General features: G+C 37.9%; 24 protein-coding genes. 4 read left to right on the top strand and 20 right to left on the bottom strand.

Annotation, left to right across the window (positions count from 1 at the left end; genetic code table 11):
* Positions 1-14 precede the first annotated feature (14 nt).
* From EM808_RS14180 to EM808_RS14170, 3 genes are all read right to left on the bottom strand, one after another.
* Positions 15-1289: a cation:dicarboxylate symporter family transporter gene (locus tag EM808_RS14180; protein WP_127738859.1), complete on the bottom strand. Its 1275-nt coding sequence runs from the start codon at positions 1287-1289 to the stop codon at positions 15-17.
* A gap of 139 nt (positions 1290-1428) precedes the next feature.
* The gene (locus EM808_RS14175; RefSeq protein WP_127739122.1) at positions 1429-2325 is read right to left on the bottom strand and encodes a response regulator; all 897 of its coding nucleotides are present in this window, start codon (positions 2323-2325) and stop codon (positions 1429-1431) included.
* 10 nt (positions 2326-2335) lie between these two features.
* Positions 2336-3601, bottom strand: coding sequence for an ATP-binding protein (locus EM808_RS14170; RefSeq protein WP_127738858.1), 1266 nt, complete (start codon positions 3599-3601; stop codon positions 2336-2338).
* Between the two features lie 170 nt (positions 3602-3771).
* Here EM808_RS14170 and EM808_RS14165 point away from each other — a divergent pair, with 170 nt between their 5' ends.
* Positions 3772-4476, top strand: coding sequence for a DUF421 domain-containing protein (locus tag EM808_RS14165; RefSeq protein ID WP_127738857.1), 705 nt, complete (start codon positions 3772-3774; stop codon positions 4474-4476).
* Positions 4477-4534: 58 nt separating this feature from the next.
* Here the strand turns inward: EM808_RS14165 and EM808_RS14160 are convergent, their stop codons facing one another.
* From EM808_RS14160 to EM808_RS14150, 3 genes are all read right to left on the bottom strand, one after another.
* Entirely contained in the window at positions 4535-5209 is a 675-nt protein-coding gene (locus EM808_RS14160; RefSeq protein ID WP_205685855.1) for a YdeI/OmpD-associated family protein, read from the bottom strand.
* Between the two features lie 110 nt (positions 5210-5319).
* On the bottom strand, positions 5320-6783 hold the full coding sequence (locus tag EM808_RS14155; RefSeq protein WP_127738855.1) for a protein adenylyltransferase SelO: 1464 nt from the start codon (positions 6781-6783) through the stop codon (positions 5320-5322).
* Between the two features lie 174 nt (positions 6784-6957).
* Positions 6958-7986, bottom strand: coding sequence for a polysaccharide pyruvyl transferase family protein (locus EM808_RS14150; protein ID WP_127738854.1), 1029 nt, complete (start codon positions 7984-7986; stop codon positions 6958-6960).
* A 417-nt stretch (positions 7987-8403) separates the two neighbouring features.
* On the opposite strand from EM808_RS14150, the gene EM808_RS14145 reads away from it, so the two are divergent.
* Positions 8404-8802, top strand: a complete 399-nt coding sequence (locus EM808_RS14145) for a DoxX family protein (protein WP_127739121.1) — start codon at positions 8404-8406, stop codon at positions 8800-8802.
* A 34-nt stretch (positions 8803-8836) separates the two neighbouring features.
* On the opposite strand, the gene EM808_RS14140 is transcribed toward EM808_RS14145, so the two are convergent.
* The 3 genes from EM808_RS14140 to EM808_RS14130 all read right to left on the bottom strand — a co-directional run bounded on the left by EM808_RS14140 (position 8837) and on the right by EM808_RS14130 (position 12027).
* Complete coding sequence (locus EM808_RS14140; RefSeq protein WP_127738853.1) at positions 8837-10762, bottom strand: FUSC family protein; 1926 nt, start codon at positions 10760-10762, stop codon at positions 8837-8839.
* 195 nt (positions 10763-10957) lie between these two features.
* Complete coding sequence (locus EM808_RS14135; RefSeq protein WP_127738852.1) at positions 10958-11611, bottom strand: PspA/IM30 family protein; 654 nt, start codon at positions 11609-11611, stop codon at positions 10958-10960.
* A 17-nt stretch (positions 11612-11628) separates the two neighbouring features.
* The gene (locus EM808_RS14130; RefSeq protein ID WP_127738851.1) at positions 11629-12027 is read right to left on the bottom strand and encodes a hypothetical protein; all 399 of its coding nucleotides are present in this window, start codon (positions 12025-12027) and stop codon (positions 11629-11631) included.
* A gap of 229 nt (positions 12028-12256) precedes the next feature.
* Here EM808_RS14130 and EM808_RS29660 point away from each other — a divergent pair, with 229 nt between their 5' ends.
* Positions 12257-13624 carry a globin-coupled sensor protein gene (locus EM808_RS29660; protein ID WP_328590384.1) on the top strand — a complete coding sequence of 456 codons (1368 nt, stop codon included), beginning with the start codon at positions 12257-12259 and terminating at the stop codon, positions 13622-13624.
* On the opposite strand, the gene EM808_RS14120 is transcribed toward EM808_RS29660, so the two are convergent.
* The 8 genes from EM808_RS14120 to EM808_RS14085 form a co-directional block, all read right to left on the bottom strand.
* Positions 13621-14040 carry a MarR family winged helix-turn-helix transcriptional regulator gene (locus EM808_RS14120; RefSeq protein ID WP_127738849.1) on the bottom strand — a complete coding sequence of 140 codons (420 nt, stop codon included), beginning with the start codon at positions 14038-14040 and terminating at the stop codon, positions 13621-13623. The two genes, EM808_RS29660 and EM808_RS14120, sit on opposite strands and share 4 nt — an antisense overlap.
* A 68-nt stretch (positions 14041-14108) precedes the next feature.
* Positions 14109-14843 carry an SDR family NAD(P)-dependent oxidoreductase gene (locus tag EM808_RS14115; RefSeq protein ID WP_127738848.1) on the bottom strand — a complete coding sequence of 245 codons (735 nt, stop codon included), beginning with the start codon at positions 14841-14843 and terminating at the stop codon, positions 14109-14111.
* 258 nt (positions 14844-15101) lie between these two features.
* Complete coding sequence (gene cstA / locus EM808_RS14110; protein ID WP_127738847.1) at positions 15102-16907, bottom strand: carbon starvation protein CstA; 1806 nt, start codon at positions 16905-16907, stop codon at positions 15102-15104.
* Between the two features lie 191 nt (positions 16908-17098).
* On the bottom strand, positions 17099-17893 hold the full coding sequence (locus EM808_RS14105) for a tyrosine-protein phosphatase (protein WP_127738846.1): 795 nt from the start codon (positions 17891-17893) through the stop codon (positions 17099-17101).
* A 25-nt stretch (positions 17894-17918) separates the two neighbouring features.
* Entirely contained in the window at positions 17919-18692 is a 774-nt protein-coding gene (gene phnC / locus EM808_RS14100) for a phosphonate ABC transporter ATP-binding protein (RefSeq protein WP_205685854.1), read from the bottom strand.
* 10 nt (positions 18693-18702) lie between these two features.
* Positions 18703-19548: a PhnE/PtxC family ABC transporter permease gene (locus EM808_RS14095; RefSeq protein ID WP_225314750.1), complete on the bottom strand. Its 846-nt coding sequence runs from the start codon at positions 19546-19548 to the stop codon at positions 18703-18705.
* 1 nt (position 19549) lies between these two features.
* Positions 19550-20347, bottom strand: coding sequence for a phosphonate ABC transporter, permease protein PhnE (gene phnE / locus EM808_RS14090; protein ID WP_127738844.1), 798 nt, complete (start codon positions 20345-20347; stop codon positions 19550-19552).
* 14 nt (positions 20348-20361) lie between these two features.
* The gene (locus EM808_RS14085; RefSeq protein ID WP_127738843.1) at positions 20362-21276 is read right to left on the bottom strand and encodes a phosphate/phosphite/phosphonate ABC transporter substrate-binding protein; all 915 of its coding nucleotides are present in this window, start codon (positions 21274-21276) and stop codon (positions 20362-20364) included.
* Between the two features lie 275 nt (positions 21277-21551).
* On the opposite strand from EM808_RS14085, the gene EM808_RS14080 reads away from it, so the two are divergent.
* Complete coding sequence (locus tag EM808_RS14080; protein WP_164849665.1) at positions 21552-22193, top strand: GntR family transcriptional regulator; 642 nt, start codon at positions 21552-21554, stop codon at positions 22191-22193.
* A 303-nt stretch (positions 22194-22496) separates the two neighbouring features.
* Here the strand turns inward: EM808_RS14080 and EM808_RS14075 are convergent, their stop codons facing one another.
* The 3 genes from EM808_RS14075 to EM808_RS14065 form a co-directional block, all read right to left on the bottom strand.
* The gene (locus EM808_RS14075; RefSeq protein WP_127738841.1) at positions 22497-23543 is read right to left on the bottom strand and encodes a hypothetical protein; all 1047 of its coding nucleotides are present in this window, start codon (positions 23541-23543) and stop codon (positions 22497-22499) included.
* The gene (locus tag EM808_RS14070; RefSeq protein WP_127738840.1) at positions 23540-24694 is read right to left on the bottom strand and encodes a glycosyltransferase family 4 protein; all 1155 of its coding nucleotides are present in this window, start codon (positions 24692-24694) and stop codon (positions 23540-23542) included. Before EM808_RS14070 ends, EM808_RS14075 begins: the two co-directional genes overlap by 4 nt.
* 208 nt (positions 24695-24902) lie before the next feature.
* Complete coding sequence (locus EM808_RS14065) at positions 24903-25619, bottom strand: VCBS repeat-containing protein (RefSeq protein ID WP_127738839.1); 717 nt, start codon at positions 25617-25619, stop codon at positions 24903-24905.
* Between the last annotated feature and the right edge of the window lie 85 nt (positions 25620-25704).

Below are 25704 nucleotides of genomic sequence, written 5' to 3'. Positions count from 1 at the left end.
TTTCTAAATTATACTTATGCAGTCTTTTTAAAAGTAGCATAATACTTGTCTTTTTTAGCTGTATCAAAACGTCCTTCCCACTTGGACATAACAACTGCTGCCAAGGAGTTACCTACAACGTTAACCACAGTACGAGCCATATCAAGCAGCCTGTCAATTCCAGCGATAAATGCCAATCCTTCTAGAGGAATGCCGACAGTACCTAAAGTCGCAAGCAGAACAACAAAGGAAACCCCTGGAACACCTGCAATACCTTTTGAAGTAACCATCAACACAAGCACTAACGTTATCTGTGTTGTAATACTTAGCTCAATGCCGTACATTTGGGCAATAAACAAAGCGGCCAGCGCTTGATACAAGGTAGACCCATCCAGATTAAAGGAATAGCCTGTTGGAACTACAAATGATACAATATCTTTTGGACACCCAAACTTTTCCATCTTTTCAATTACTTTTGGCAAAACACTTTCTGAGCTTGATGTAGTATAAGCCAGAAGCATTTCATCCTTTAATACTTTCATAAGGTGGAAAATATTAATACCGACTAGTTTTGCAATACCGCCAAGTACCACTAGAATAAAGAAGATCATTGTCGCATAAACAAGAATCATTAGTTTTCCGAGTGGCAGTAATGACTGGATACCAAACTTGGATACAGTGACACCAATAAGGGCAAATACTCCAAATGGAGCAAATCTCATGATAAGATTTGTTACCCAGAACATTGCGTCCGCAACACCTTCAAAGAAGGCAAGCACAGGTTTTCCTTTATCACCGATTGCAGCAACACCTAAGCCAAAAATGACGGAAAAGAAGATAACCGCAAGCATATCAGCATTTGCCATCGCTTGGAATATATTGCTTGGAACGATGCTAACAAGAATATCCAACATTCCATGGCTTTCAACTTCCTTCGTTGTCTCCACATACTGGTCAATATTACCTTTTGCTAGTGAAGACATATCAACACCATTACCTGGTTGGAAGATATTCGCCGCAAGCAAACCTACGATAATGGCAATTGTCGTAACAATCTCAAAGTACAATAAGGATTTTCCGCCAAGCTTTCCTAGCTTCTTCAGGTCACCAGTGCCGGCAACCCCTATCACTAATGTAGAGATAATGATCGGTACAACAATCATTTTAATCATGTTAAGAAAGACAGTTCCGATTGGCTGTAGGTATTTCTCTACACCAGGATTCCCGTAAAATACTGCTCCAACAATGATCCCCAGCACCAGACCAACAAGAATCTGGTAGGCTAAAGTAAACTTAAACTTTTTCTTCATTATTTTCACCTCTTTTGTGTTAAACCTTAACGTCATCAGTCAGGATATAACACAGTTTACAGGCTACTTATAAAATCCGACAAAATCCTAAATTTAATTGTTTTTTAATATGTCTAAATTTTTAAAATTATAAAATATTCTAGTGTGTTTTATTATATTTTTCTAAAGTTTCTAGATAGAGTACTTGGAGGAATTTTTTGATATTAACCTTCACCTTTGCCGTGTCCCCTCTGCCCTCTTGGATATGAATCATATGAGTTCTTATTTCCTGAAAATCAAAGTAGCGAGGAGCATAATATTCAAACTCTGGATTAGTATAGTCAATAGCACCTAATGATGCGAGGTTATTAATAGCAGTCAGAATTGTCCTGCGAATGCGCTGCTCAATTGCCTTAGTTTCTTTTTTGACTTCCGTTAAAGACGCTCCACTTCGTCCAGCAAGCTTTTCATATAATTCCTTTAAAGGTGGCAGCTGCGGTGAATGACCTCGTTCATTTACTAAATATTCAATGATGGAAATAATATCATCACTGCCTGCTTCACCGATAATTCCCATATAGTTAAGGGTTGATAAAACAATTTGTTTAACACTTTGCGGCTTTTGCAATGTATTGTTTGCAAGTCCAATGTTTGCAAGAGACTCCTGAATTGTCAGCAGCGATTCCTTAAGTCTGCACTGTTCAACTATTTTTTTTAAAATACTTTGGACTTCAATCCGATTGATTGGCTTATGAATAAAAAACTCTACTCCCTTTTTATATGCCTCGCCAACCATCTCCTTGTTCACAATTTGCGATATCATGACAAATTGCCCTTCATAGCCTTCCCGTTTTAGCAAATCTATCGTTTCTATTCCATCCATTTCTGGCATGAGCAAGTCAATTAAAACAACATCAGGGTGCATTGTCATGATAGCTGATAAGCATTCCTTCCCATTGTCAGCCTCTCCAATTGCAATGCCAAGGTCCTCTTCTTCTATAATATTCTTTAACATTGTTCTGCTCGCCTTGTCATCATCTACAATATAATAACGCAGAATTATCAACTCACTTTCTTAAATGTTCCGTTGGTATAGTTATACGGAAAATTGCTCCTGCTTTTGGTGTTTCTACTTCTATGCTTCCATCCAGTTGCTGAACAATTTCTTTGACATGAGATAAACCAATACCAGTTGCGGCAACACCTTTATCATTAAACTTCGTCGTATACCCTGGTTCAAACAGAATCGGCACGTCCTCTTCTTTTATGCCTGAGCCAGTATCCTCCACAACAAAGCAGGTATTTCCGCTTGTTTCAAATAAACTTATTTTTATGCTTCCTTTTCCTTCAATAGATTCTACAGCATTTGCAGTTAAATTATTTAAAAGGGCCAGCATAGGGATATGCTTTTCCGTTTCGTAATCTGACGTTAGCTTCAATTGAAAGGAAATTGTTTTCTTTAAATATTCCCCATACTTTTCATTTGCCACTATAACCAGCCTCAATAACTCAGAAAGTGTTAAACTGTTTTCCTTCTTTTGAGACGTGATTTTGGAAATCCCCGCTAAGACCCGCTGAGAGTCTTTTTTGACTTCATGAATTTCCTGGGCAATTTTAAGTGCTTGCATGCTTAATGATAGCTCTTCTTTTTTCTTCAATTTTTGATATAAATCATAGCTTGAGGCTGTTATTTTTTCGATATGATTCATTGATTTCTGCAAATAGAGTGCTTCTGCGTATAATTCTGAGCCCACTCCAAGCATTTCCTCCACTCGTTTTCTCTGTTCCGATACAGTAATGGATGCATAAAGACCAGCAACAAAGAAGCTGCGGAATAAAGCTACTGCACTCATAAGGGCCCAGCTCCAAAAATCAATATTTATATTTTCCTCCATTTCAAAACGCAGCAGCTGCTCTGCCGCATTTCCTAAAAATTCAAAAAGGAATGCCCATGCTCCTAAATGAAATGGCGATGATTTATATCTTTCCACTTTGATGATATGAAAACCAAGTGCATAGATAAAATAAAACAGAAAAGCAGGAAAATGGCTGATAAAGCTTGGAAAAAATTCGCCATTCCGCAAAATCATATCCTCTAATGTCCTAATGATAACAATTGTACTGGCAGTAATGACTCCTGCTTTCCATATCGATTTAGGCGGCCATATCAATATCAGCATAAAAAATGTAATGCCGCCAAGCCCAAAACGAAATGCTTCTCCATCAAATGGGACAACCTTTATTTCACTTGCAATCGTGGTAAGTATTGCAATTAACGTTATTACAACTCGGTTAGAAGGGAATTTACTGAAAATTTCATTACCAATAAACATTTCTTTCTCCTATTAGTATCATTTTTTCTTACAATGTATAGATTGCCCTTTATTATAGCATTCACCTAATTCTCCTGCCGTGTATTACAGCAGCATATTTTTAATATTCATGATTATGAACATTGCTTCGGTGATAAACTAAGCCGATGACACAGAGGAGGCGTAATTCCATGGATTTTCATCAAGGTCAAGAATCACTAACTGCAATTGAATGGATACTTCGAGCATTTATTGCCTTTTTTTTCTTAGTTATAGTCGGAAAGCTATTAGGTCATCGTTCCATTTCACAATTACGGATGTTGGATTTTGTAATAGCGTTAGTAATTGGGAACGTTATTGCTCATCCCCTTTCAGAGGAAAGGCTTGGCCTAAAGGGCTCGATGCTGACAACCTCCGTTCTTGTTGTCCTCTATATTGCAGGAATAAAACTGATGTTAAAATGGCGTTGGCTCCAAAAAGCCATTAACGAGGACCCAATAACCGTCATTCAAAACGGTAAGATACTCTATGATGGTCTAAAAAGAGCCAGAATCTCTATTGATATCCTTCTAGGAGAGCTGCGGGGTAAGCAAGTGGATAGTATTAAAAAGGTGGCATTAGCCACATGGGAGCCAGACGGAAGTATTTCTGTTTTCCTTGAAACAAAATTTGCTCCTGTCACCCCATCTTCACTCCAACTCGAAACTGCTCCTTTTGAATTGCCAATTACAATAATAAGGGATGGAAGGATTGATATAAAAGAACTGGAGCGTCTCCATAAGCAGGAGGAATGGGTGAAATCAGAATTGAAAGCTCAATACCAAGCAGAAGTTACAGACATTCTGCTTGCTACATTAGATCACCAAGATAATTTGGTTGTTTTCTTCTACAGATAAAGGCTGGTGGCATTCGTTACCACCACTCCTTAATCCTAAGCTTGGCAGTGTTACTTTATCAGTTATGCTCCCGGCGATACAGGTCACGGCTTTTAAACCCTGCTCCAAGAATCACTTTCATTTCTTGTCGCCTTTTTTCCTTTGTGGCCTCTTGCTTAGCACTATATACATAACGGGCCCAATCCCTTTTATATCCCGGCGTTAATGACTGATAAAAAGAAAGAAGGTCTACATGTTCCGCCAAGTCTTTTTCTATTTGCTGAATATGTTCAATATAGTCACCGACAGACTGACTCGCCTTGTTGACTGGCTTAGCTTTTCCCTTGGAGTCTTCCTTAAGTCCAACAATAGTAAATATTTCATCCATGCCAACCATTCGGCTAAATTTAATATTGCTGCTACCGATAAAGCCGTTTTTGTTTGCCTCAAGGCCGTCCATAAGCTCATCACGGTGAATGAAGGTGGAATAAACTTTATTCCCTTTTTTGGGATATGCGAGATAAAGGTACCCCCCTTTATTTATGTAGCCACCCTCTATTACTTTGTTCACGAGACGCCTCATTGAATCCATGTCGAGGACAAATGCAAAAATCAAATCATAACTTTCTCCAGAAACGAGCTTTGCTCCAAAGCTCTTAAACTCTTCCTCATATGGACTGTTTTCCGGCATATAAAGTACTGCTTTATGTTCATATTTATGCAAGCTTAATTTCTCCGTAATTGTTTTAGCCACAGTTTTAACTACTCTCCTTATGTATGGGAAAAACCAGTTTTCACTTAAATAAGTAATGCTGCCATCATTATAGGCAGCATCCTGAAGTTTATGCAAGGGCATTAAAATGTTTAAGTGCCGCAGAATGTTTGGTATGGTCCTCTTGAAACAGGAAGCTTCGCATATTCTACCTGCTCTGCTGTATGAGCATATGGTTGAGATAAGACTTCGAGCAGCTTCTCCATTACCGTGTAATCACCATGCTCGACCGCAGCCTCTAAGGCTTCCTCAACTCGATGATTTCTTGGAATAACAGCAGGATTTGCTTTACGCATCTGCTCTTCTGCTTGAGCTTTTGTTTCCGTTTGCCTGCCAAGCCTATCCTGCCAAAGCTTGTGCCACTCTTCAAACTCTTTGCTAGTAAACAACGCAGTATTATCAGTTTTCGTGAAGGTAAGGGCTAGGAAAGTATTCGTATAATCTGCTTGATACTTCTCCATCAACAGAAGCAGTCTATTGATTAGCTCCTCGTCCTCTTGCTCTGCATGAAAGAGTCCTAGCTTCATTCGCATACCATTAAGCCAATTTTTTTTATATAAATCCATATATCCTGATATTTTCTCTTGGGCTAATTCCAGTGCTGTTTCATCCTCATCATGAATTAACAGCAGCAGACTCTCTGCGAGGCGAGCTAAGTTCCATCCACCAATTACAGGCTGATTGCCGTACGCATAACGCCCTTCTGAATCGATTGAGCTAAATACTGTGTTAGGACTATACACATCCATAAAAGCACAAGGACCATAGTCAATTGTTTCCCCGCTGATCGTCATGTTATCTGTATTCATGACACCATGGATAAAGCCGACAAGCTGCCATTTGGAGATAAGCTCAGCCTGTGTTTTTATCACTTCCTCAAGCAGGGAAAGATAGCGGTTCTCTTCATTTTCCAATTGTGGATAATGACGCTTTATCGCATAGTCCGCAAGAGCTTTAAGCTCCTCATTGCTTCCCCATTGTGCAGCAAACTGGAAAGTTCCAACACGAAGGTGACTCGCAGCTGTTCTTGTCAAGACAGCACCTGGAAGCCTTGTTTCTCGGAGGATATCCTCACCTGTCAAAGTAATGGCCAAGCTTCTTGTAGTGGGAATCTGCAGTGCATGCATTGCTTCACTGATAATATACTCTCGCAGCATCGGTCCAAGTGCTGCGCGACCATCTCCACCGCGGGAATATGGTGTCCGTCCTGCACCCTTCAGCTGAACGTCCACGCGCTCTCCATCTGGGGTAATCTGCTCTCCCAACAAAATTGCACGTCCATCACCGAGTCTGTTGAAGTAACCAAACTGATGGCCAGCATATGCCTGGGCAAGTGGGTCCGCACCCTCAGGACAATCATTTCCTACAAATACTCCTGCACTCGCTTCCCCTTGAAGAAGCTCAGCATTCAAACCTAAGTCTTCGGCAAGCTCTTGATTGAACAATACTACCTTTGGTGCAGCTGCCGGTGTCGGCATTGTTCTAGTAAATAACTTTTCTGGGAGCTGAGCATAGCTATTATCTAAATTCCATCCAGCTTCATTGCTTTTTGTCATAGTATCCCCTTTCCTAACATGTGATTAGTCCTTAATAATGTTTGCGTCTGTACCCTTATTATACTTTTATTTCAATCAGATGGCTTTCTTCATGAACTAAGTTTACTGCTTTTCATTACTTCAAGCTTTTAAATTGAAAAAAGACTGTCCTCTGACAGTCCCTTTCCACCTGATTTAATTCTTGAAGAAGTCCTTTAATGGCTGAAAATCCTCTGCTAAATGGACACGGTTCGGCTCTGCCTTCATTAGCTTTTCCACTAATCTTTCTAACTCGCCGATATCCTGTGTATCTGTATATTCAATGAAGTTAAGCTCATCCAGCCAATCCGTATAGGAGTGTTTTGCTTTCCCGTAACTATTACCAAACACAAGGCAAGGGGTATTTGTGATAATGGAAAAAACCATTGCATGCAAACGGTCTGTTATAACAATTTTGCTTGAACCAATTTTTTCGAGCATTTCTAAAAAGTATTTTTCTCGTTCATCATAATCAATAGTATCTACTTCTGAAAGCACTGTATCTGTTCGGTCAACAGGCCCGATCTTTTCAGACCATTTCATTAGATCCGTAATAAAATCTTCATCTGTCACTTTTTCTTTGTCCGCCCTCAATATAAACAACACCCCGTCCCTTTTCAGCTCTTTAGGAACAATATCAAGGGAAAGAACCATATCTGGAGTATAAATAACATTAGAATTAAAGGTATTCTTCACAACCTCGAGAGTTTGCGATTCTCTTGCCGCAATTGTTAAATGGCGGTTTTTATGATAAGCGTCCTGTGACTTCTGTTTTTCCAGGTTACCTTCTTCCGTATCTTCAAAGTAAACAGACTGAGGAAGAGAAATCGTTTTATAATCCTTGAAAACCTCAAATACCTTTCGTCTGTCTTCTTCAATCTCCAAATACAGGCTGCCGAGATTTCCGCCTCCTGTAAAGCAGACAATATCATCTTCTTTAATTATCTCTTTTACTAGCTTTATTCCTTCCTCTGTCGCGTAATCCATAATTTCTACATATTCATAATATGGAAAATGATTTTTTATAAATTTTTCCTCTGCATATGCTATTGCCTGGTCACCGATATTTGTGTAGCTTGGTGAGCCGAAAAGGAATACCTTTCTTTTATCATTTAACAAGTCTTTAGCATCAATGTTAGGTGCTATGCCTTTTACTAGTTTTCCTGCTAATATTTCTGCATTCATTATTAGTGCCTCCATTCTAACAAAATTACTATTTTGTCTCTTTACCCCGTAAAACACGAAGTATGCCTGTTTTTTTAAAAGGGACGCACTAGAACACAGTCTTCCATAACAATATATTAGTAAAATATATCTATTTCCGACTATTCTTATTTACTTTCAAAAAAAGACAGGCGTATAATAACAACTGATTATTGTACATAGCTTAAATAGTGGAAAGTACTAGTTATATAATTTCTGTACAGGGTAAAGGTGCGAATGGACTGCTCTTAAATGTACTTACTGAAATCATAGGAAGAATAATGATTTCGCAGGAAATTGCTTGTATAAGTTGAACTTTTTGTCCATATAATAGGCAATAAAAGTTTTTACTCAAAACAAATAGTGGAAGAAGGTTTTAGCATGGCTCATAATATCGTAATGATAAATAGCGGGCTTTTGATTATTCGACTTGTAGTGGGATTGACCTTTGTTGGCCATGGTGCCCAAAAGCTTTTCGGCTGGTTTGGCGGGACTGGAATTGAAGGAACAGGCAATTGGCTGAAAACAATCGGTCTTGCAAAGGGAGCGAAGGTTTGGGCGATCTTAGCAGGATTATTCGAATTTATAGGTGGTTTGCTTTTTGCTTCCGGTGTACTTACATGGCTAGGTGCAGCGATGATCGTTATTGTCATGATTGATGCTATTTTCGCTGTCCATGGGAAAAATGGGTACTGGATGACTGAGGGTGGATTCGAATACAATTTTGTTTTGATTGCAGTGGCAATCGGTGTTGCCCTAACAGGACCTGGTGACTATGTTTTGTTATATCAACCTTAATACATATTAAAAGCTGGCTGCGGCCAGCTTTTTTTTACTCCCATTGCTCCATTTCCTTTTGCAGATTGAAAACTTCGTTGTGCAAATGAGAAAAGCCTTCCACAAAGGGAAGCTCCTTTCGTTCAGGATACAAATTGTTCTCGATTGAAAGAGCCATTATTTCCATTGCATAAAGCCATTGAGCTAGCTCGCGTTCAGGAAATTTCTTCTCCAGTCCATACTTCATGCTTATATTCAACTCATGGCTAATTTGTTTAATGGAAAAAATAACTGGCCATAATGCCTCCAACCTTGCTCTGTTCCCAAACAACTCTCCTAATGCCGATTGATAGACAGTCACCAAGTTGGTGAGATTTGTCTGCATTTTGCTCTGCTCCTTACTTTGTATATCTTCATATGGGATGTAATTAGAGTACATTGCTACAAGAAATTGACCTTGACTGCGGATTGTTTTCGCAACAAAATGATTTAACAGATTGGAGGCAGATTTCCTCCCAATCAGCACTACTCCTGCCAGTCCAATAAGACTCCCTATTAGAATATCTGTCACTCTTACAACTGCAAAATATGGGTAGTCAAACACTTGGGAGGAATACTCGGCCATAATGAGTGCAGATGCTGTAAAGAAAATTGCCGCAAAACCATAATTACGGACGATAAACAGCTCTGTCAAAAATGTTAAACAAAGGATAAGAAGAGCAACCACAAAGCCATTGTGCACTGTAATGAGGATTACCCCTGCAATAAGTAAGCCGATAACTGTCCCCATCATCCTTTGCACTGCCCGATGAAAAGTGGCAATAATAGTCGGTCCGCTCATGACTGCAGCACATGAAAGTGGAATCCAATAGGCGTGCTCAAACGGAAAAGAATAAGCAATTAATGCTGCAATTATTAAAACAACCCCATACTTAACAGAAGAAAGAAATACAATGGAGTTTTTATCAACCGCACCTAATAGTGTTGTTTTCAAGGAAGGCTTAACAAACTGTTCATGCTTTAATTCCTTTAAGGACGCCATTAAAATACCTTTTGCCTCAAATACCCTTTTGGCTATACTCTCTATTTCCGCAGACATCTCTTCAGGCAAAGCAGCTTCTTTACTCGGTAAATTGCTTGCACCAATCATTTCACTGATTTCACGGACAGATTGCCCTAATGCTGGCGGTATTTGATCAGTTGTAGTAGAAATTGCTGCTATGCTTGAATAAATTAAGTTAGCATGCTCGTTTAATAGAAAAAGCTGACTCCATAGTTTTGTGGACGGTCTAGAAGAATATCCTGCAAACAGAACAGCTTCTGCTTCGCTCATTACATTAATAACTCTATGCCTTACCATATTCACATTGCTTGTACCTATAGAATCCATTAATTCAGCAAGCTTACAGTATACCCTTTTCACTGCCTTTATTTCAGGTTTATGAGGATGGAAAAACCAGCCAAGCATAGCGAGAATCCAAGATAAAGATCCACCTATAAAAACAAACCCTGCCCGAATAGGCGCAAGAGATGGATCAACCGGCATGCCAGTTGCCATGGCAAAACAAAGAACAAAAAATAAGGCAGATGGTCCGGTTATTTTCAATGCTCCAAAAATAAAGATTGCTAACGCGCCAATAACACCCATCATCAAAACAGATAAAGCAACATACGGCGCCAAAATGGTGCCAATAAATACAGAGAAGGTAATAGACAACAGCACAAGAAATATCTTTTTGGCTCTTTGAACATAAGGAATATCAAACACATATAAATAGGTGAATCCCCCTATTCCGGCCAATAGCCCATTTTCAAAGCTCCCGAAAAGAACACCAATAAATACAGGAAGTGCTGCAGCCAAACCAGCATAAAAAGCCTTCAGCCAAGGAAAGGGATTCTTGTTTACCTTAAAGGATTGTTTTAAAACAGCATTCATCCTTTTTAATGATTCGCGTAATAGTCCTTCATCCGTATTATTCATTTTAGAGAACACTCCTTTGTTAGCTTTCAGGGATTATTTAATGAAGGGGTCTTAATTAGAGGGAATATATGCAGTGCAGCATTAACTTATAGAGCAATGGGAATATGTGTTTTAGTATTCCTCATATCTAGTAATGTCATTCTATATACAAATTAGGCCCCGTTTTTAAACAGGGCCTGTTTTATCTTTTATTTTTTAACCTTTTAACTTCTCCAATTCCTTCGAAACCTCGTCATCACTTACATATGAGAAGCCTGTCCCAGCATAGCTGTTTAACGGGTTTTTCGTATATCCGCCTGCTTGTACTTCTGCTTCCATAAATAGGATTTTCTCCTCTGCCTTCGTTACACCTCTTACAATATTGTCTGCACTAAAGGTGCTCGAAACCTTTTGAATTTGCTTAATGGAGTTTGCGACATTTGCACGAGATGCAAGCAAGATTTTCTTATGCTGAAGCTCATTATAAGTAACTAGCAGTTCATTGTACTTTTCCTTCAGAATATTCGTTTGCTCCTTGATAGCTTCTAATTGCTGCTCGTAGATGCTAAGCTGCTGCTCATGATTGATTTTTTCTTGAACTGCAAGCCTTGCAATTCCATCCTCACCCTTTTCAATAGCTAGTTTAGCTTGGCGAGTTCTTCTTTCCATTAATTCCTTCGTTTGTCCAATTAGTGCTGCTTGTTTGTTTTCTACAAAAATTTGTCGTGATAAAGCTGATTGAGCTTTTCCTAGCTCATGCTCCATTTCCCTTGTATATTCATTAAGCATTGCAATTGGATCTTCCATATTATCCAATAACCCATTAATATCTGCACTTGCAATAGTTTTTATTCTTTTAAAAATACCCATAATTTAATCTCTCCTTTTTAATTTTTGTTTTTTCTTTCCCATTCATCTAAAACAGAAGCATTGCTAAAGTTAACTGGTGGCTTAGGTGTATTCATTGTGGAAGTAGGAATAAACTGCTCCATTGAATTGGATTTTGGCTTTTTCTTTAGAAGCTTAACAGCCAAATTAATTACTACTATCACAATAATCAGGAAGAACAAGAAGCCTAACCATGAAAAACCTGGCCCGTGGTGGAAACCACCCATCATTTGACCATGGCCAAAGTCGCTTTGACGCAATCCGTTACCCATTCCTGGTCCGTGACCAAAGGCTAAAGCAGCAGCACCTCCAATCAGTTTTGTGATGAAGCTAATTGCCAATATAATAGAGGCAATTATTACGCTCCAGAAAATACCTTTTTTGAATCTAGCATTCATTGTTTTCTCTCCACCTTTCCTTTTCGATAGTTGTAGTTTAGTAGCCTTTGGTGAAAAGTCGGTGAAAAGCAAGCTGTTTTATAAAATTTATTAAAAAATAGAAAATCACAATAAAAAGGAAATATTATCCTAACCCTTAAAAACCGATAGTTTTTACCGATATATTACATGTAAAAATTTGCATATAGATCGGATTTATTTATATTTAACAGGAGTGATAAACTTGAATATGTTTGCAAAGAAACAAAAAGCAGTCAGCTTAAAGGAGTTAGCCGAGCAGGAACGGCATAAAGTAAAAATAGATGTCACTAAAGATGCTAATCTAGTTCAACAGCTGGCAGTTATAGACCTCACTTTAGAAGAACTAGCAGTAGCTAGAGTACTACAGCCATTTATTCAAGCAAATATTGAAACAATCTATAACCCTATTTATAATCACACTAATCCTGGAATTCGCAAAGTAGTGGACATGACTTCAATTGGAGTAGACTTGAAGGGCTGCCAAGAATATGTGATAGGCTTCTTTGATGGTATTATCGATGACCAATTTGCAGAAAGAAGGATGAATATATCTAAGTACTATTTGGCAGTAGGTGTAGAGGCACGCTGGTATCTTTGTACGAACGCCGTATTTGTTAACACTATTCTTGAGCTACTTAAAGAAAAATACCATGAGGATATTGAAAGCATGACTTTAGCTGCTAAAGTCACAGCTAAAATCTTTAACCTAGAGCTACAGCTATGCCTTGCTTATCTGCAGGATTTGCAAAATGAAGCAGCTATAATGAAAGAAATGGAAGCAAAGCAACAAGTCAAAAAAACAATCGGTTCTATTACGGAAGAGTTAGCAGCTATGTCAGAGCAGGTTGGAGCATCTGTCACTGATGTCGTTGTTCGGTCTGAAAGCATGACGAAGGAATTGGATGAAGGATTGAGGTCCTCTATTGTCACATCGGAATCTTCTATAAAAGGAAGCAGACAGCTTGATCAAGTTATTGAAGAGACGGTCGCACTAAAAGACAGTGTAAATGAAATTAAGACAAGCGTTGGTTCACTTGAGGCTAACTCGCGGGAAATTGGTGATATCGTAGCGGTTATCACTACCATTGCAGAACAAACAAATCTTCTTGCTTTAAATGCTGCAATAGAAGCTGCAAGAGCCGGGGAGCACGGGAAGGGTTTTTCTGTTGTCGCTGCAGAAGTGCGAAAGCTGGCTGAGCAGACGAAGCTTTCTTCCAGCAATATTACAAGCTTAGTTCTTTCAACAACAAAGCAAATTGAAGATGTCGTCAAACAGATTAATGAAGTGAATTCTAAAACCATTTCAGCAAACCAAAATGTCCAAGAGACAGTAAACAGCTTTGATGAAATTTTAACAGCAAGCATAGTAAGCACGGAAAAAAATGAACTGAATAATAAAGAAATGAGCAATTTCACAAACATTTTAAAAGAAATTGGTGAAGCTGGTTCCAAGGTAGCAGAATTAGCGGATGAATTGAATCAAACAATGCAGGGGTTATTAAATGAACGTATAAAAGAAGAACAGAATCAGCAGACGAATAAGGGCTTGTTTTATTCGTCTTTCTCCTGTCTCTAAGTTTGTCCATTCAGCTTCTCAAATATCTTCAACATCTGCAGTCTTTCTTCTTCTGTGAGCGTTTCAAACAGGTTTCGACGCAGCATCTCCCCGTCTCTGTGGGCTTTAACTACTATTTCACTGCCCTTTTCTGTAATACCCAAATAGATGATTCGACGGTCCGTTTCATCTACAATTCTTACGGCTAATCCCTTGTGCACTAGTTTTTCTGATAAATGTGTCAAAGTGGGAGGAGTCAACCCTAAAGCCTTCGCAATATCAGATGGTCGGCTATTCCCCTTTTTCTCCAAATGGCTAAGAACAAGAATATGGGAAATGCCAAGATCCTCATTAAACATTTTATTCCACTTAATGATTAAATTATTAGTAACCTTGTCCATATTATGGATGATCTCGAAAATCGTCTTTTCTTCCATAAATATCCCTGCTTTCGAAAAGTGTTAAAAGCCCCTGATAATATCAGGGGCTCTCTTATCATACATTACTATTGTGCTGAGAATCCACCATCAATCACCAATTCTGCACCTGTAATATAGTTAGAATCATCTGAGGCAAAGAACAACGCCGCTTTCGCTATGTCAGCGGGCTGTCCCAGCCGCTGAAGTGGTGTTGCCTGAATTAAGCGGCCAAGCAAATCTCTAGAAGTGCTCAACGACTGTGTCATCGGCGTTTCAATAATGCCAGGGAAAAGGGCATTAACACGAACTCCGTCATGCCCAAAAGTAGTAGCCGCTGCCTTTGAGATAGCACGTACTGCGCCTTTTGATGCAGAATAATGATTGAAGCCTTGACCAATTTGAGCCGTGTAGGAGGAAATGTTGACAATAGAACCTTTCTTTTGGGCTGCCATGAAGGGAGCTACATGCTTCATCCCCGCAAATGGACCAAAACCATTAATAGAAAGCATTTTCTGCCAATCATCAAAATTAATATCCTGATACATTTTTTCAGAAGAAATTCCGGCATTATTTATGAGAATATCAATCTTTCCGAACCTTGATACCACTTCTTTCACTAGATTCTGCCAATCCTCATCGGAAGCTACATTTAACTTTATCCCATACACATTTTCCTTTTGGCTAACCGTTTCTAGTGCTGCCTCATTAATATCGGCAGCAATCACAATAGCACCTTCCTGGCAAAATAAATCTACCATGCATTCACCAATTCCTGATGCTCCTCCCGTGATTATAGCCACTTTATTCTCTAATCTTCCCATCTTTAAAGACACTCCTAACTGTCATTTGTTTTTATTTAGATGTCTAAATATATAATTGGCCTTATAGCTCTACTATTTTTCGAAAGCACTATCTCCTATCCTATCTGGAAAGGTTTAATAATCACCTAACTATTTAGACGTCTAAATAATAGACATCTAAATAATAACAGAACGTTTCTTCTTCAGCAATTAATTTAAACTACTCTCTCTTAAATAGGAGAGACTGCGGCTAAAATCGCCAGCAGCCTCTCCCAAAAATTAGGCAGAAAGATATTTATCTCCTCTTAAGCTCGGAGTTTTCCAGATTTCGACCCACTTCTTAATTGCCGCAATTACGATAATAATTCCAAGAACAAGCATAATAATCGACAAGACTCCGTTTACAACATTATATCCTGCAGCATCTGGATTCAAATATACGTTTGTAATCATCCAATAACCTGCAGCATTAACTGTTACAAAGAGATAAGCAAGCGGGATGAGACATGTCAGGATATAGCTGCGCTTATCAGCTATTTTCAAAATAACTGTTGCTCCCACAATCAAGCCAATAGATGCCATCAGCTGATTAGAAACACCAAAGAGTGCCCAAACGGAGCCAATATCTCCAGAGAACAGCAAGTAACCCCATGCGAGACATGCTAACGCGCTTGCAAATATATTGCCAGGCAACCAATCGACGCGTTTCAACGGTTTATATACCTCACCAAAGAAATCCTGAATCAAATAACGCGCTACACGCGTCCCTGCATCAATAGCTGTTAAAATGAAAACTGCCTCAAACATAATCACAAACTGGAAGAAATGCGGTGCAAGACTATCAAACCAAGGAATGCTCGTAAAAATATAGGTCATTCCAACAGCTAAGGAAACAGCTCCACCAGTTCTGCCTTCCAAGTCTAGACCAATTTCCTGGCTAAGCTCAGGCAAATGAACTGCTGACATCCCAAGAGTTTTAAATACTTCTGGTGTTGAGTTAATAGCAAAATAATCGCCTGGCTGTAAGGAAACAGCAGCAATTAAAGCCATAACAGCAACTAAACATTCAACAAGCATACCGCCAAAGCCGACAATTTTTATATCCTGCCAACGGTCAAGCATTTTCGGAGTCGTTCCAGAACCGACAAAGGCGTGGAAACCGGAAATTGCCCCACAGGCAATCGTAATCGAAATGAACGGCCAAACAGGACCAGCAATAACAGGGCCGCCGCCATGTATAAACTCTGTGAAAGCAGGCATTTGCACATCAGGATTTATAATAAAGACACCAATAATCAATGCAATAAACACACCGATTTTCATAAAGCTGCTTAAATAATCCCTTGGTGCTAACAACAGCCATACTGGCAGTGCTGCTGCAAAGAAGGCATAGATTGGCAGAATAACTGCTAATGTTTTAGAATCAAAGGTCAAGAACTCTCCTAACGCAGTTTCTTGGATGGATGGACCGATAAAAACACCGATCATAAGAAGAATAAAACCAACTGTACTGGCCAGCTTTAAATTTCCTGTCTTTTTATAAAATAGGCCAACACCCATCGCAATCGGAATGGTAATCCCTACTGCAAATGTTCCCCATGGGTTGCGCTCAAGAGCATGAAGCACAACCATTGAAAGCCCCGCCATCGTAATCGTTATGATGAACAGCATCGCAAGCCCTGTACAAAAGCCAGCAACAGGACCCAATTCTTCCTTCGCTACTTCTGAAAGAGATTTTCCCTTTTTGCGCATGGATGCGAAAAGAACAACAGCATCATGAACAGCCCCTCCAATTACTGCCCCAATCAACAGCCAAAGCAATCCCGGCAGGTAGCCAAATTGCGCAGCAAGGATTGGACCAACAAGCGGACCAGCTGCAGCAATCGCCGCAAAATGATGACCAAACGTAACCCATTTATTCGTCGGCACATAGTCCTTTCCATCATTCAGCTCATGAGCAGGGGTCTTTTTTCGTTCCTCCATTTCCTTCAGCTTTAACACTTTAGCAGCCATGAAGGTACCATACAAACGATATGCAATCATTAAGAAGCACATCGTTCCAATTACAATAGTAATTGCATTCATTACGTTTCAGCCTCCTTTGATTATTACTTTCACATGCATATACAGCCTAATTGTAAACGTTTCCAAATAGCTTTTCAATATCGTATATTGTCATATTTTAGGTCACAGGACAAACGGGCACTAAGTCCTAATAAGACAGAATAACTACACACAAAAAAAGAGCCCTTCACGAGACTCTTTTTAGAAAACTTTTATTCCAGCCATAAATTTTGTAAAGCAGTACGCTTTTCAGTAGTTAAGTTTAATTCCTTTTCGAAGTAAGTATCTAAATCTCCATAGGTTTCCTCAATAACTGTAAATACCGCTTGCAAATATTCCTCTTTAGCTGCCATCATGGCATCAAATAACTTAATCTGCTCTTCTGTCAGCTTGCCTGACAGCTCTGCTTTTATCATTTCCTGAAATTCACGCAACGTCTCGTTTGTTATTAAATAGTCTTCTATTACTACCTCTTTTGGAACACCTAATGCTGAAAGAATAAGCGCTGCTCCAACTCCAGTTCTATCCTTGCCTGCTGCGCAATGATGGAGAATCCCCATATTTTCTGGATCTTGAATGACTTCAAATAACCTGCTGTATGAACGACTATTCAGTGCCATTTTTCCATACATATCAGCTAATCCAATTGTTTTAAGGTCCTTGAATAACTCACTTTTCACCAAGTCCTCCATTGATTGGACAAGCCCCTGTACCTCTCCTGCAATAGCAGGTATTCTCTCGTTAATAACACCTGTAATAACAGGATCCGGTTTCACTAAAGCTTCACCATCATCCCGATAGTCAAATATATACTTTATGCCCAGTGAACTAAACATTTCTTTATCTTTATCAGTCATGCCTGTCAATTCAGCTGAACGGTAAAAAACTCCATACTTCACTGTCCGACCATCTATTGTTTTATAGCCACCCATATCACGGAAATTACGAATTCCTTCAAACGGTATAATTCTGCTTTTTGTGCTTGCTACCAAACCTTGATTTTCCATTTATTTACACCCTTTCATTTTGTGCTTAATTGGCTGACTCATACATTTCTTGCTCTTTTCCCTCATAAAGATATTCAATCATTTCCTCCGTTAATTCACTTGCCTGACCATCAAAGACAATGGTGCCTGCTTTTACTGCCACGATTCTTGTTGCATATCTTTTGGCAACATCAACTTGATGGAGATTTACTAAGCAGGCAATACCTTGCTCCTTGCAGTTTTTATAAATAGCATCCATTACAACAGCTGATGATTTTGGATCCAATGAGGCGATTGGTTCATCCGCCAAGATAAGCTCTGGATTTTGTGCCAAGGCACGGCAAACACCTACACGCTGTTTTTGCCCTCCGGAAAGCTCATCGGCCCGCTTATAGATTTCTGCTTCTAACCCAACCTTCTCTAGCAACATGATTGCTTCCTGCTTATCCTCTTCCTTATAACGGTTAAACACTCCAGCAACTGAGCCCATATAGCCTAATCGTCCGTGAAGAACGTTTTCAAGGACACTTGATCGATAAATCAAGTTATAATGCTGAAAAATCATGCCCATCTTTGACCTAATTTTTCTCAGTTCGCTTTTATTCGCCTTTTCTATTCGCTGATCAAGGAATTCAATAGAACCTTCTGTCGGTTCAATTAAACGGTTAATACTGCGCAGTAACGTCGATTTACCAGCACCACTTGGTCCAATTACAGCAATAAATTCACCCTTTTTCACTTCCAGGTTAATATCCTTTAATGCCAGTGTGCCGCCATTATATCGTTTTACTAGATTCGTAACTTTAAGAATGCTATTCATCATATTCCTCCTAATGTGACATGCGTCTGCGAATTTGGTTTGTCATAAATTCAAGTGTAAACATTGTAATAAACACCATGATTATACCTAGACTAAGACTGCTAAAGTCATAGAAGGAGATATATCCTTGAATTAACAGCCCTATACCACCTGCACCTACCATGCCTAAAATAACAGATTCAGCTACGTTCATTTCAAATCGGAAAGCAGTAATTGCCAAAAAACTAGTAAGAAGTGTCGGAATCAAGCCTCTAAAAACAATATGCCACCATGTAGCACCAACTGATTGCAATGCTTCAATCGTTTCTTGGCCTACTTCCTCAATCTGGGCCGAAAAGGATTTTACTAAATAAGAAAGTGTTGGAAAGATAAGACCTAACACACCCGCCATTGTCCCAAATCCGATGCTTGCTACAGCAATTAAAACCCATACAGTAGCAGGAATAGCGCGTATTATCATAAATAAAAAACGAAGCAGCATCCCGAAATATTTATTTGGGGTCGTATTTCTCGCCGCGAGAAAGGAAAGGACGACAGCAAATAATATGCTAAGTACAAGACTCAGAAACGCTGTTACTAAGGAAACAACCATTTCACTTGCCAGCTCAGGAAGTTCAGCAAATGATAGTTGCATCATCATCTCTAGAACTGACGGGATTCTAGCCATTCCCGCCTGAAATTGGGTAAAGCTTAAATCTATCTGCATAAAACAAATGACAAACAGTATTCCAGCCGTAATGAAGAAGTATTGCTGTTGCCGTCTTGTTTGTTTATGGGCAATCGGAATTTTTTTCTTCGCAAAAGCTTTTTCTTTTACTAATACTGTTTCAGGGACAGGCATTTGACCTTTTGACATTTTAAATTAATCTCTCCCTTACCCGGTTTGTCACATACTCCACCATTAATATCAGTATGACCATAATAGCGATGATTGTAGATGTTTTTCCATATTGAAACAAGTCCATCGTCTGCTTCAAAATACTTCCCATGCCGCCCGCTCCAACAAGTCCAAGAATGGCAGAAGCCCGAATATTTATTTCAAACATAAAAAGTGTCCATGAATAAAAGCTCGGCAGGAATTGGGGCATAATCCCATGCTTTATTTTTTGAAGATAAGAAGCACCACAAGCATCCAGTGCCTCCACACCCTCTTTATTCAACTCTTCAATTGATTCTGCATATACCCGAGCTAAGAAGCTTGTCCCAAACAAGACTAAGGCGAACAGTCCTGGCATTGTTCCGACTCCAAATATTACGACCAATATAGATGCCCAGACTAGAAAGGGAATATTCCGCAGAAATGCAATTATCCCTCTGAAAAATATCCGAACAGCCGGATGTGGTGTTGTGTTATGTGCCATACAAAACCCAATGACTATTCCCAGCAGTGATGATAAACTTGTCGTTACTACCGCAAAGATAAGGGTATCAACTACTGGTCCAATATATGTGTCCAAATCAGATATATTCGGAGGGAAAAAATCAGTAAACAAAAAGTGGAAGAATATAGGCATACTCTGTATAAGCTCAAATATATCCATTTCCACGAACCAAATTGAAAACAAAATCAGGAGGGCAAAGAAAATAACAGACAAGCTGGCTTTCATCCTGCGCATTTCAACGGCATTCATGGAAGGTTTATTGCGTGCTGACATTAAATTCTCCTCCCTTAGTTCTCCAATAACTGCTCTGGACTTAAATTAAGCATTTCAGCAATATCCCGCAACTCGTCATAGTCACTATCATTTGCTTCTACAAATTTGGCGTCCTCTGTGCCTAAAATTGCCTTGAAGTAATTAGAATCATCATAGCTTAATAAAAACTCCGTTATTTTGTCTTTCGTTTCCTGATCTAAACCACCTCTTACAGCAAATGGTGCTCCAACCGGTATCGGTTCAGACTCTGCAATCACACGGTACGAATCCTTTTCAATAACTCCTTTTTCCTCAAGCATGGCAGGAATCATCGCTGAAACACCAGCAGCATCATATTGCCCGCGAACTACACCGATAAGTGCTTTGTCATGCCCTCCAGCAAATTGCACGCTTTTGAAAAATTTACTTTCCAGTTCTTCTACGTCCATATTCAGTTCTTTTACAATAGTTGATTTAGGCAGCAAATGCCCTGTTGTAGATACTGGATCAGCAAACCCGATTGTTTTTCCCTTTAAATCAGCAAGAGATTGGATAGTTGAATCTTTTGGGACAACAATAACTGATGGAGCTTGTCCCTCCAATGCCGGGTTGCTTAAATTAGCAATAAGCTCTGCCCCCGCTCTTTCCTCTGCAACTATGTAGGAAAATGGTCCAAACATAGCCATATCTGCTTTATTATTTTTCATCGCTTCAATTGCAGCATTATAACTATTGGCTTGGTATGCCTCTACATCCATACCGATTTTTTCAGAAAGTTCCTTTTCAAAATTACTATACGTTTTTTGCATTTGTTCGTCTGTCTCCTGAGGGAGATATGCAATAACAAATTTACTCTGCTTTGCCGAACCTGATGAACTGCTTGTTCCACAGCCAGCTAAAATCCCCGTTGCAATAAGCATCATTATTAAGAACGAAAGAAGTTTTTTCATTATTTCCTCCTGAAATTATCAATTTTTTTACTTATAGCTGATTCACTTCTAGTTACAAGGGTTTACACAATAATAGCTTGTTTTGAAAAGAGTACCTCCTTAGAATCCAACTTGTATACAACTTGAGTGCAAGATAAGAATAACGCTTAAACGTAAACTCCATATTAAGGATTTTTAAAGTTCATGTAAGTAAATTGCTTTGCTTTTGTTTGTTGCGGATGGGTAGAGTATCAGGTAAGATAAGTGTGCAATCCTATTTGAAAGGAAATGGAAATATGTCCTCCTTAGTTGACATCGCCTACAGCAAAATAAGGGAAAACATCATGACTGGAATCTATATGCCTGGATCCCTTTTGTCAGAAAATGAACTCGCTCAATTGCTCAATATGAGTCGCACACCTATTAGAGGTGCTATCTCTCGGTTAGAATCAGAGGGATTTGTTTCCTCTTTAAAAAATAGAGGTTTATTCGTAAAGGAAATCTCTTATAAAGAAATCTTAGATGTAATGGAAGTATTCCTATTTTTGGAGGAGTATTCCGTAGACTCTGTTATAGAAAAGGGCCTCATATATAACATAGAAGAACTAAACAAACACTTAGAACAGCAGCTTGATGCAGAAAAAAAGGATGATTATCCTGCATATGTACAATCTTCCATGATGTTCACTCGCAGTATGATAACATCTGCCAATAACCAAACAATGCTGCAAATAATGGATTCTGTTAAGGACAAGCTCATCCATTTCGGTATAGTTAATTGGAAGCTGACACCACACCAAAAGCATTACTCTGCCAATCTATTAAATAAAGCCATTTATGAAGCGGTTTGTGCAGAAGACTATGTGGAGGTCAAGCGTTTATGCAAGGAAGCCTATTTGCGTAACCGGGAACGGTTCATTCGGTCTGGAATACAATGATAAACCTAACAGCCGTCACGATTAAAGTCAGCGGCTGTTTATTTTTCTGGGAATAAAAAAAGAAAAGCTGCTCGGAGCTTCTCTAAAGAAAAATTCTTACGATGGTTAATTGGTCTCTAGCTATCAAGTATTTACCAAGCTCTCATTTTAATCTGTTTTTCTCTTATTCTCTAATATATCAATTGCTATACCGCCTGCATCAACTGCTACTTTTATCGCCACTGAAATTGCAACTACAAACCTCATGAATGTCTCCGAGATGGATTTTAATAACATTACTATACAGATGATTTTCTTTTAAAACTATAAGTTTGCACCAGTAAAGTTTTTAGATTCTATAGAAAACATCTCAACCCAATCGTTGTAACAATCATATAAGTTGGATTGGAAAAAATCGTAGTGTTTTCTATTCAAAAATGCTTCATATTTAAAATCCAATAAAGCATTTTTCACTTCATTAGTATGGAATACTAAATCCTTGTTATCAAAAAACATATGATTTTCACTGATAATTGTTTCTATTTGTGCCATATTATCAATGGCTTGATCAATTACTCTATACCATTCATTATTTTTTGAATTTGGGCGTTGTGACATAATAAATTGAAGGAAAGAAAATATTTCTCTATTTCTTAGCTCAATAAAATCAAAAATTTGCTCTGTAACCCCATTTTTTACTGATGTATCACTACTAATGTTTATATTAATAACATACCTATGTGAATCCAATTTATAAATGTCTATATCATCACTTAAATAACCACTTATTCTTTCTAATTGTTGTAAATCAGATCCATAACCAATAATATTTCCATACTTACCTATTATTCTAATAGACTCAGCAAATACAGTTTCTATCTGATTATTGACAGAATCAAAATTAATTAATATTAGTGAGAAGTAGTTTTCAGCTAAAAATTCCATATTAAAATCTTCATTTACAAATAGAGACGTCATATTTTCCGGAGGTTTTTCAGCTAAATTCTTAGTATGGATTACTTCGTATAATTGATGTTCGCTACCAAAGAGGCTAATTAATCTTGCATAGGTTGTGCTAAATAAACTATCACCAATTGTTAGTAAAGATGATTTAATATTTTTTTTCGACAAATTCCTAAGAATTTGAGAAAAAACTAAGATTGTTTCGGCTTTAGTACTATTTGATAAATTCACTTCATTAAGTGAATTTATCAATTGGTTGAAAACTTGAATTTGATTTTCTAAACCAAATGAGGATATATTATGGTATCTTTCTTCAAAATCATAAACAACGTTACCCCCAAATAACAACTTATTATTAGCAATAAATAGTTTGCTATCAAAAAGTTTGATTTCCTTATTATTTTTCATATTATAACTCCTGCAGGCATATTCACAAGGTGATCAAGCTTATATACCATTTTCTCGTAATTGAAAAATCTATCTTGATAATCTTGGATATCATAACAACCTCTAGCAAAATAACTTTCATCATTACAAACTTCCAAAAGAATATTTGACAATTGGATTACATTATTTATTCCAAAACTTTTACCACACTTGCCCCAATTCGTTGCCTCGTCCACTGCATCAATTTCACTACAAATGATATAGCATCCGTTTCTTGCTGCCTCAATCCACACGTTTGGTGTACCACCTTCTAAAATAGAAGTTAGAGCAAAAATCTTTGCCTTTCTATATTCATCCTCAAGAATATCTTTATCCAATATCTTGCCCGTAAAGATTATCCTTTCTTTTAAATAAGGGTACCTTTTGAAGAAATTATCAATATAAGGCTTAAAAGATTCCTCGATTGATCCAATTAATTTTACTTTCCATTGTGGAAGTGAATTAGCAATCCGCCTAAAAGATTCCATTAGTATTTCATTGGCTTTTTGTTCAGTTCCTATTCTTCCAACCGTTAGAATAGTATTTTCTTTTTCTGTAAAGTCAATTCTTCTGTTCGTAGTAAGACCTGGAGTTCCATTTGGTACATAATCTATTTTATATGGCCATTTTTTCGATAAGTGCTGCTTTAACTTTTTAGATTCAACAGTTATTACATCGCATTTCCCAAGGAATATTCGGAATTTTTCATCCTTAAATGGAATTCTGTCTACCCAATAAATATTAGCATCTAACTTTAAAATAACTTTACCATCTGGTCGAAGTCTTTTATAATGAGAAACCATATCACTATGAGCGGGATATGCTCCAAAGCAAAACATAACATCAATCTTTTTATAATTTTCTGAAATGAAATCACAGCACAGTCTAATCCACTCGTCTAAATCACTTGGAGTTTTTAAAATTTCTAGATTGAGCCCTTTTAATATATCTAAGTATGTATACTCTTCCTTTCTTGCTGTAACTATCACAGCTCTATATCCTAAATATTTATGAAACATATAGGGTATAAGGCAGCAATCTTTCATCAGTTGTTCGTTACTATAATAAATATATGGTGAAAAATTATATACTCCTTTAATAAAATTATTGTCTACATTTTCTTCGTATATCATTTTATGACATCCTTACTTTAATATTATTCATTATCTTCATCGTCATTTTATTCCTAAAATTAAATATTTTTTACTTATTGCTTTAAAAAAACCAAATGGAATACTATGATAAAAATGTAGTATTCATTAACTATTAAAAAATCAAACTTAAATATTCAATATTAAGGAACCATCTTATTTATCTGAATGAGCGAATAAAATTCAACTTTTAATAACCAAAAACAGCTACATACTGATTCTGTAAAACAAATCTGTTATCTGACCATCCTAACGTATTCAAAACATAACCTAAAGAATCTGCATTATATCGTCCAGCAACTTTTTGATAAGCTAATAGTTCATATACACCATTCGAATCAAAATCTACTGGATATAAACCACTTAACGGGTTTACAAAACCGGTAATTGGACTTTTAAGTCTGCCGTTTTGCTCATAAATTTCATTTAGGTAATCTGCATCTCTTGCCGAAATATCTATTATATATTTTTTATTATTAATCTTGCTGACAACCTTCACTTTGTAATTGTCTTGATACGTAACCTCATACTGATATTGCTCATTATATACATTGGCATCAAATAATAACCGCACTGTATTTCCCACAAAGGAATAAATATAATGATACATTATTCCGCCGCTGCCGCCTGTAGCAATACTTATGAAAATATCGTCTACGCCATTTCCAGTGAAATCCCCTAAAAAAATTGTAGGATTATAACCGGCATTTTCGCGAAGCGGAACACTTTGTATATTTCCAGTTTTCCCATCTTGTATATGAAGGGTAATATTTTGAATAAAAGGACTAGCCGAAGTTTTTACTCCTGTTAAGTAGACATTATCAGGTACTCTATCACCAGTTACATCACCACGTGCAAATGAAATTACACTTGGCTGATTACTAGCGGTTCGATAATAATTATTCATAACATTCCTCTTTTCACGGTGATATCCCTTAACAGACATTCTATGATGGTTCATTCCGACAAGAGCCTGTATGAATAAAATAAAA

This window comes from Niallia taxi (genome assembly GCF_004005475.1).
GTDB classification, from domain to species: Bacteria; Bacillota; Bacilli; order Bacillales; family Cytobacillaceae; genus Niallia; species Niallia taxi.
The sequence above is the reverse complement of the archived record's forward strand: the minus strand, read 5'-3'. Positions and strand labels throughout refer to the sequence as shown.

Coding starts and splice junctions, on each gene's coding strand:
- EM808_RS14075 (WP_127738841.1), bottom strand. CDS start 23,543: ATGAAAAATAATAAGGAAATCAAACTTTTTGATAGCAAACTATTTATT.
- EM808_RS14095 (WP_225314750.1), bottom strand. CDS start 19,548: ATGTCAAAAGGTCAAATGCCTGTCCCTGAAACAGTATTAGTAAAAGAA.
- EM808_RS14145 (WP_127739121.1), top strand. CDS start 8,404: ATGATAAATAGCGGGCTTTTGATTATTCGACTTGTAGTGGGATTGACC.
- phnC (WP_205685854.1), bottom strand. CDS start 18,692: ATGAATAGCATTCTTAAAGTTACGAATCTAGTAAAACGATATAATGGC.
- EM808_RS14180 (WP_127738859.1), bottom strand. CDS start 1,289: ATGAAGAAAAAGTTTAAGTTTACTTTAGCCTACCAGATTCTTGTTGGT.
- EM808_RS14130 (WP_127738851.1), bottom strand. CDS start 12,027: ATGAATGCTAGATTCAAAAAAGGTATTTTCTGGAGCGTAATAATTGCC.
- EM808_RS14085 (WP_127738843.1), bottom strand. CDS start 21,276: ATGAAAAAACTTCTTTCGTTCTTAATAATGATGCTTATTGCAACGGGG.
- cstA (WP_127738847.1), bottom strand. CDS start 16,907: ATGAATGCAATTACTATTGTAATTGGAACGATGTGCTTCTTAATGATT.
- EM808_RS14065 (WP_127738839.1), bottom strand. CDS start 25,619: ATGAATAATTATTATCGAACCGCTAGTAATCAGCCAAGTGTAATTTCA.
- EM808_RS14170 (WP_127738858.1), bottom strand. CDS start 3,601: ATGTTTATTGGTAATGAAATTTTCAGTAAATTCCCTTCTAACCGAGTT.
- phnE (WP_127738844.1), bottom strand. CDS start 20,347: ATGTCAGCACGCAATAAACCTTCCATGAATGCCGTTGAAATGCGCAGG.
- EM808_RS14115 (WP_127738848.1), bottom strand. CDS start 14,843: ATGGGAAGATTAGAGAATAAAGTGGCTATAATCACGGGAGGAGCATCA.
- EM808_RS14105 (WP_127738846.1), bottom strand. CDS start 17,893: ATGGAAAATCAAGGTTTGGTAGCAAGCACAAAAAGCAGAATTATACCG.
- EM808_RS14135 (WP_127738852.1), bottom strand. CDS start 11,611: ATGGGTATTTTTAAAAGAATAAAAACTATTGCAAGTGCAGATATTAAT.
- EM808_RS29660 (WP_328590384.1), top strand. CDS start 12,257: ATGTTTGCAAAGAAACAAAAAGCAGTCAGCTTAAAGGAGTTAGCCGAG.
- EM808_RS14120 (WP_127738849.1), bottom strand. CDS start 14,040: ATGGAAGAAAAGACGATTTTCGAGATCATCCATAATATGGACAAGGTT.
- EM808_RS14155 (WP_127738855.1), bottom strand. CDS start 6,783: ATGACAAAAAGCAATGAAGCTGGATGGAATTTAGATAATAGCTATGCT.
- EM808_RS14070 (WP_127738840.1), bottom strand. CDS start 24,694: ATGATATACGAAGAAAATGTAGACAATAATTTTATTAAAGGAGTATAT.
- EM808_RS14165 (WP_127738857.1), top strand. CDS start 3,772: ATGGATTTTCATCAAGGTCAAGAATCACTAACTGCAATTGAATGGATA.
- EM808_RS14150 (WP_127738854.1), bottom strand. CDS start 7,986: ATGAATGCAGAAATATTAGCAGGAAAACTAGTAAAAGGCATAGCACCT.
- EM808_RS14140 (WP_127738853.1), bottom strand. CDS start 10,762: ATGAATAATACGGATGAAGGACTATTACGCGAATCATTAAAAAGGATG.
- EM808_RS14080 (WP_164849665.1), top strand. CDS start 21,552: ATGTCCTCCTTAGTTGACATCGCCTACAGCAAAATAAGGGAAAACATC.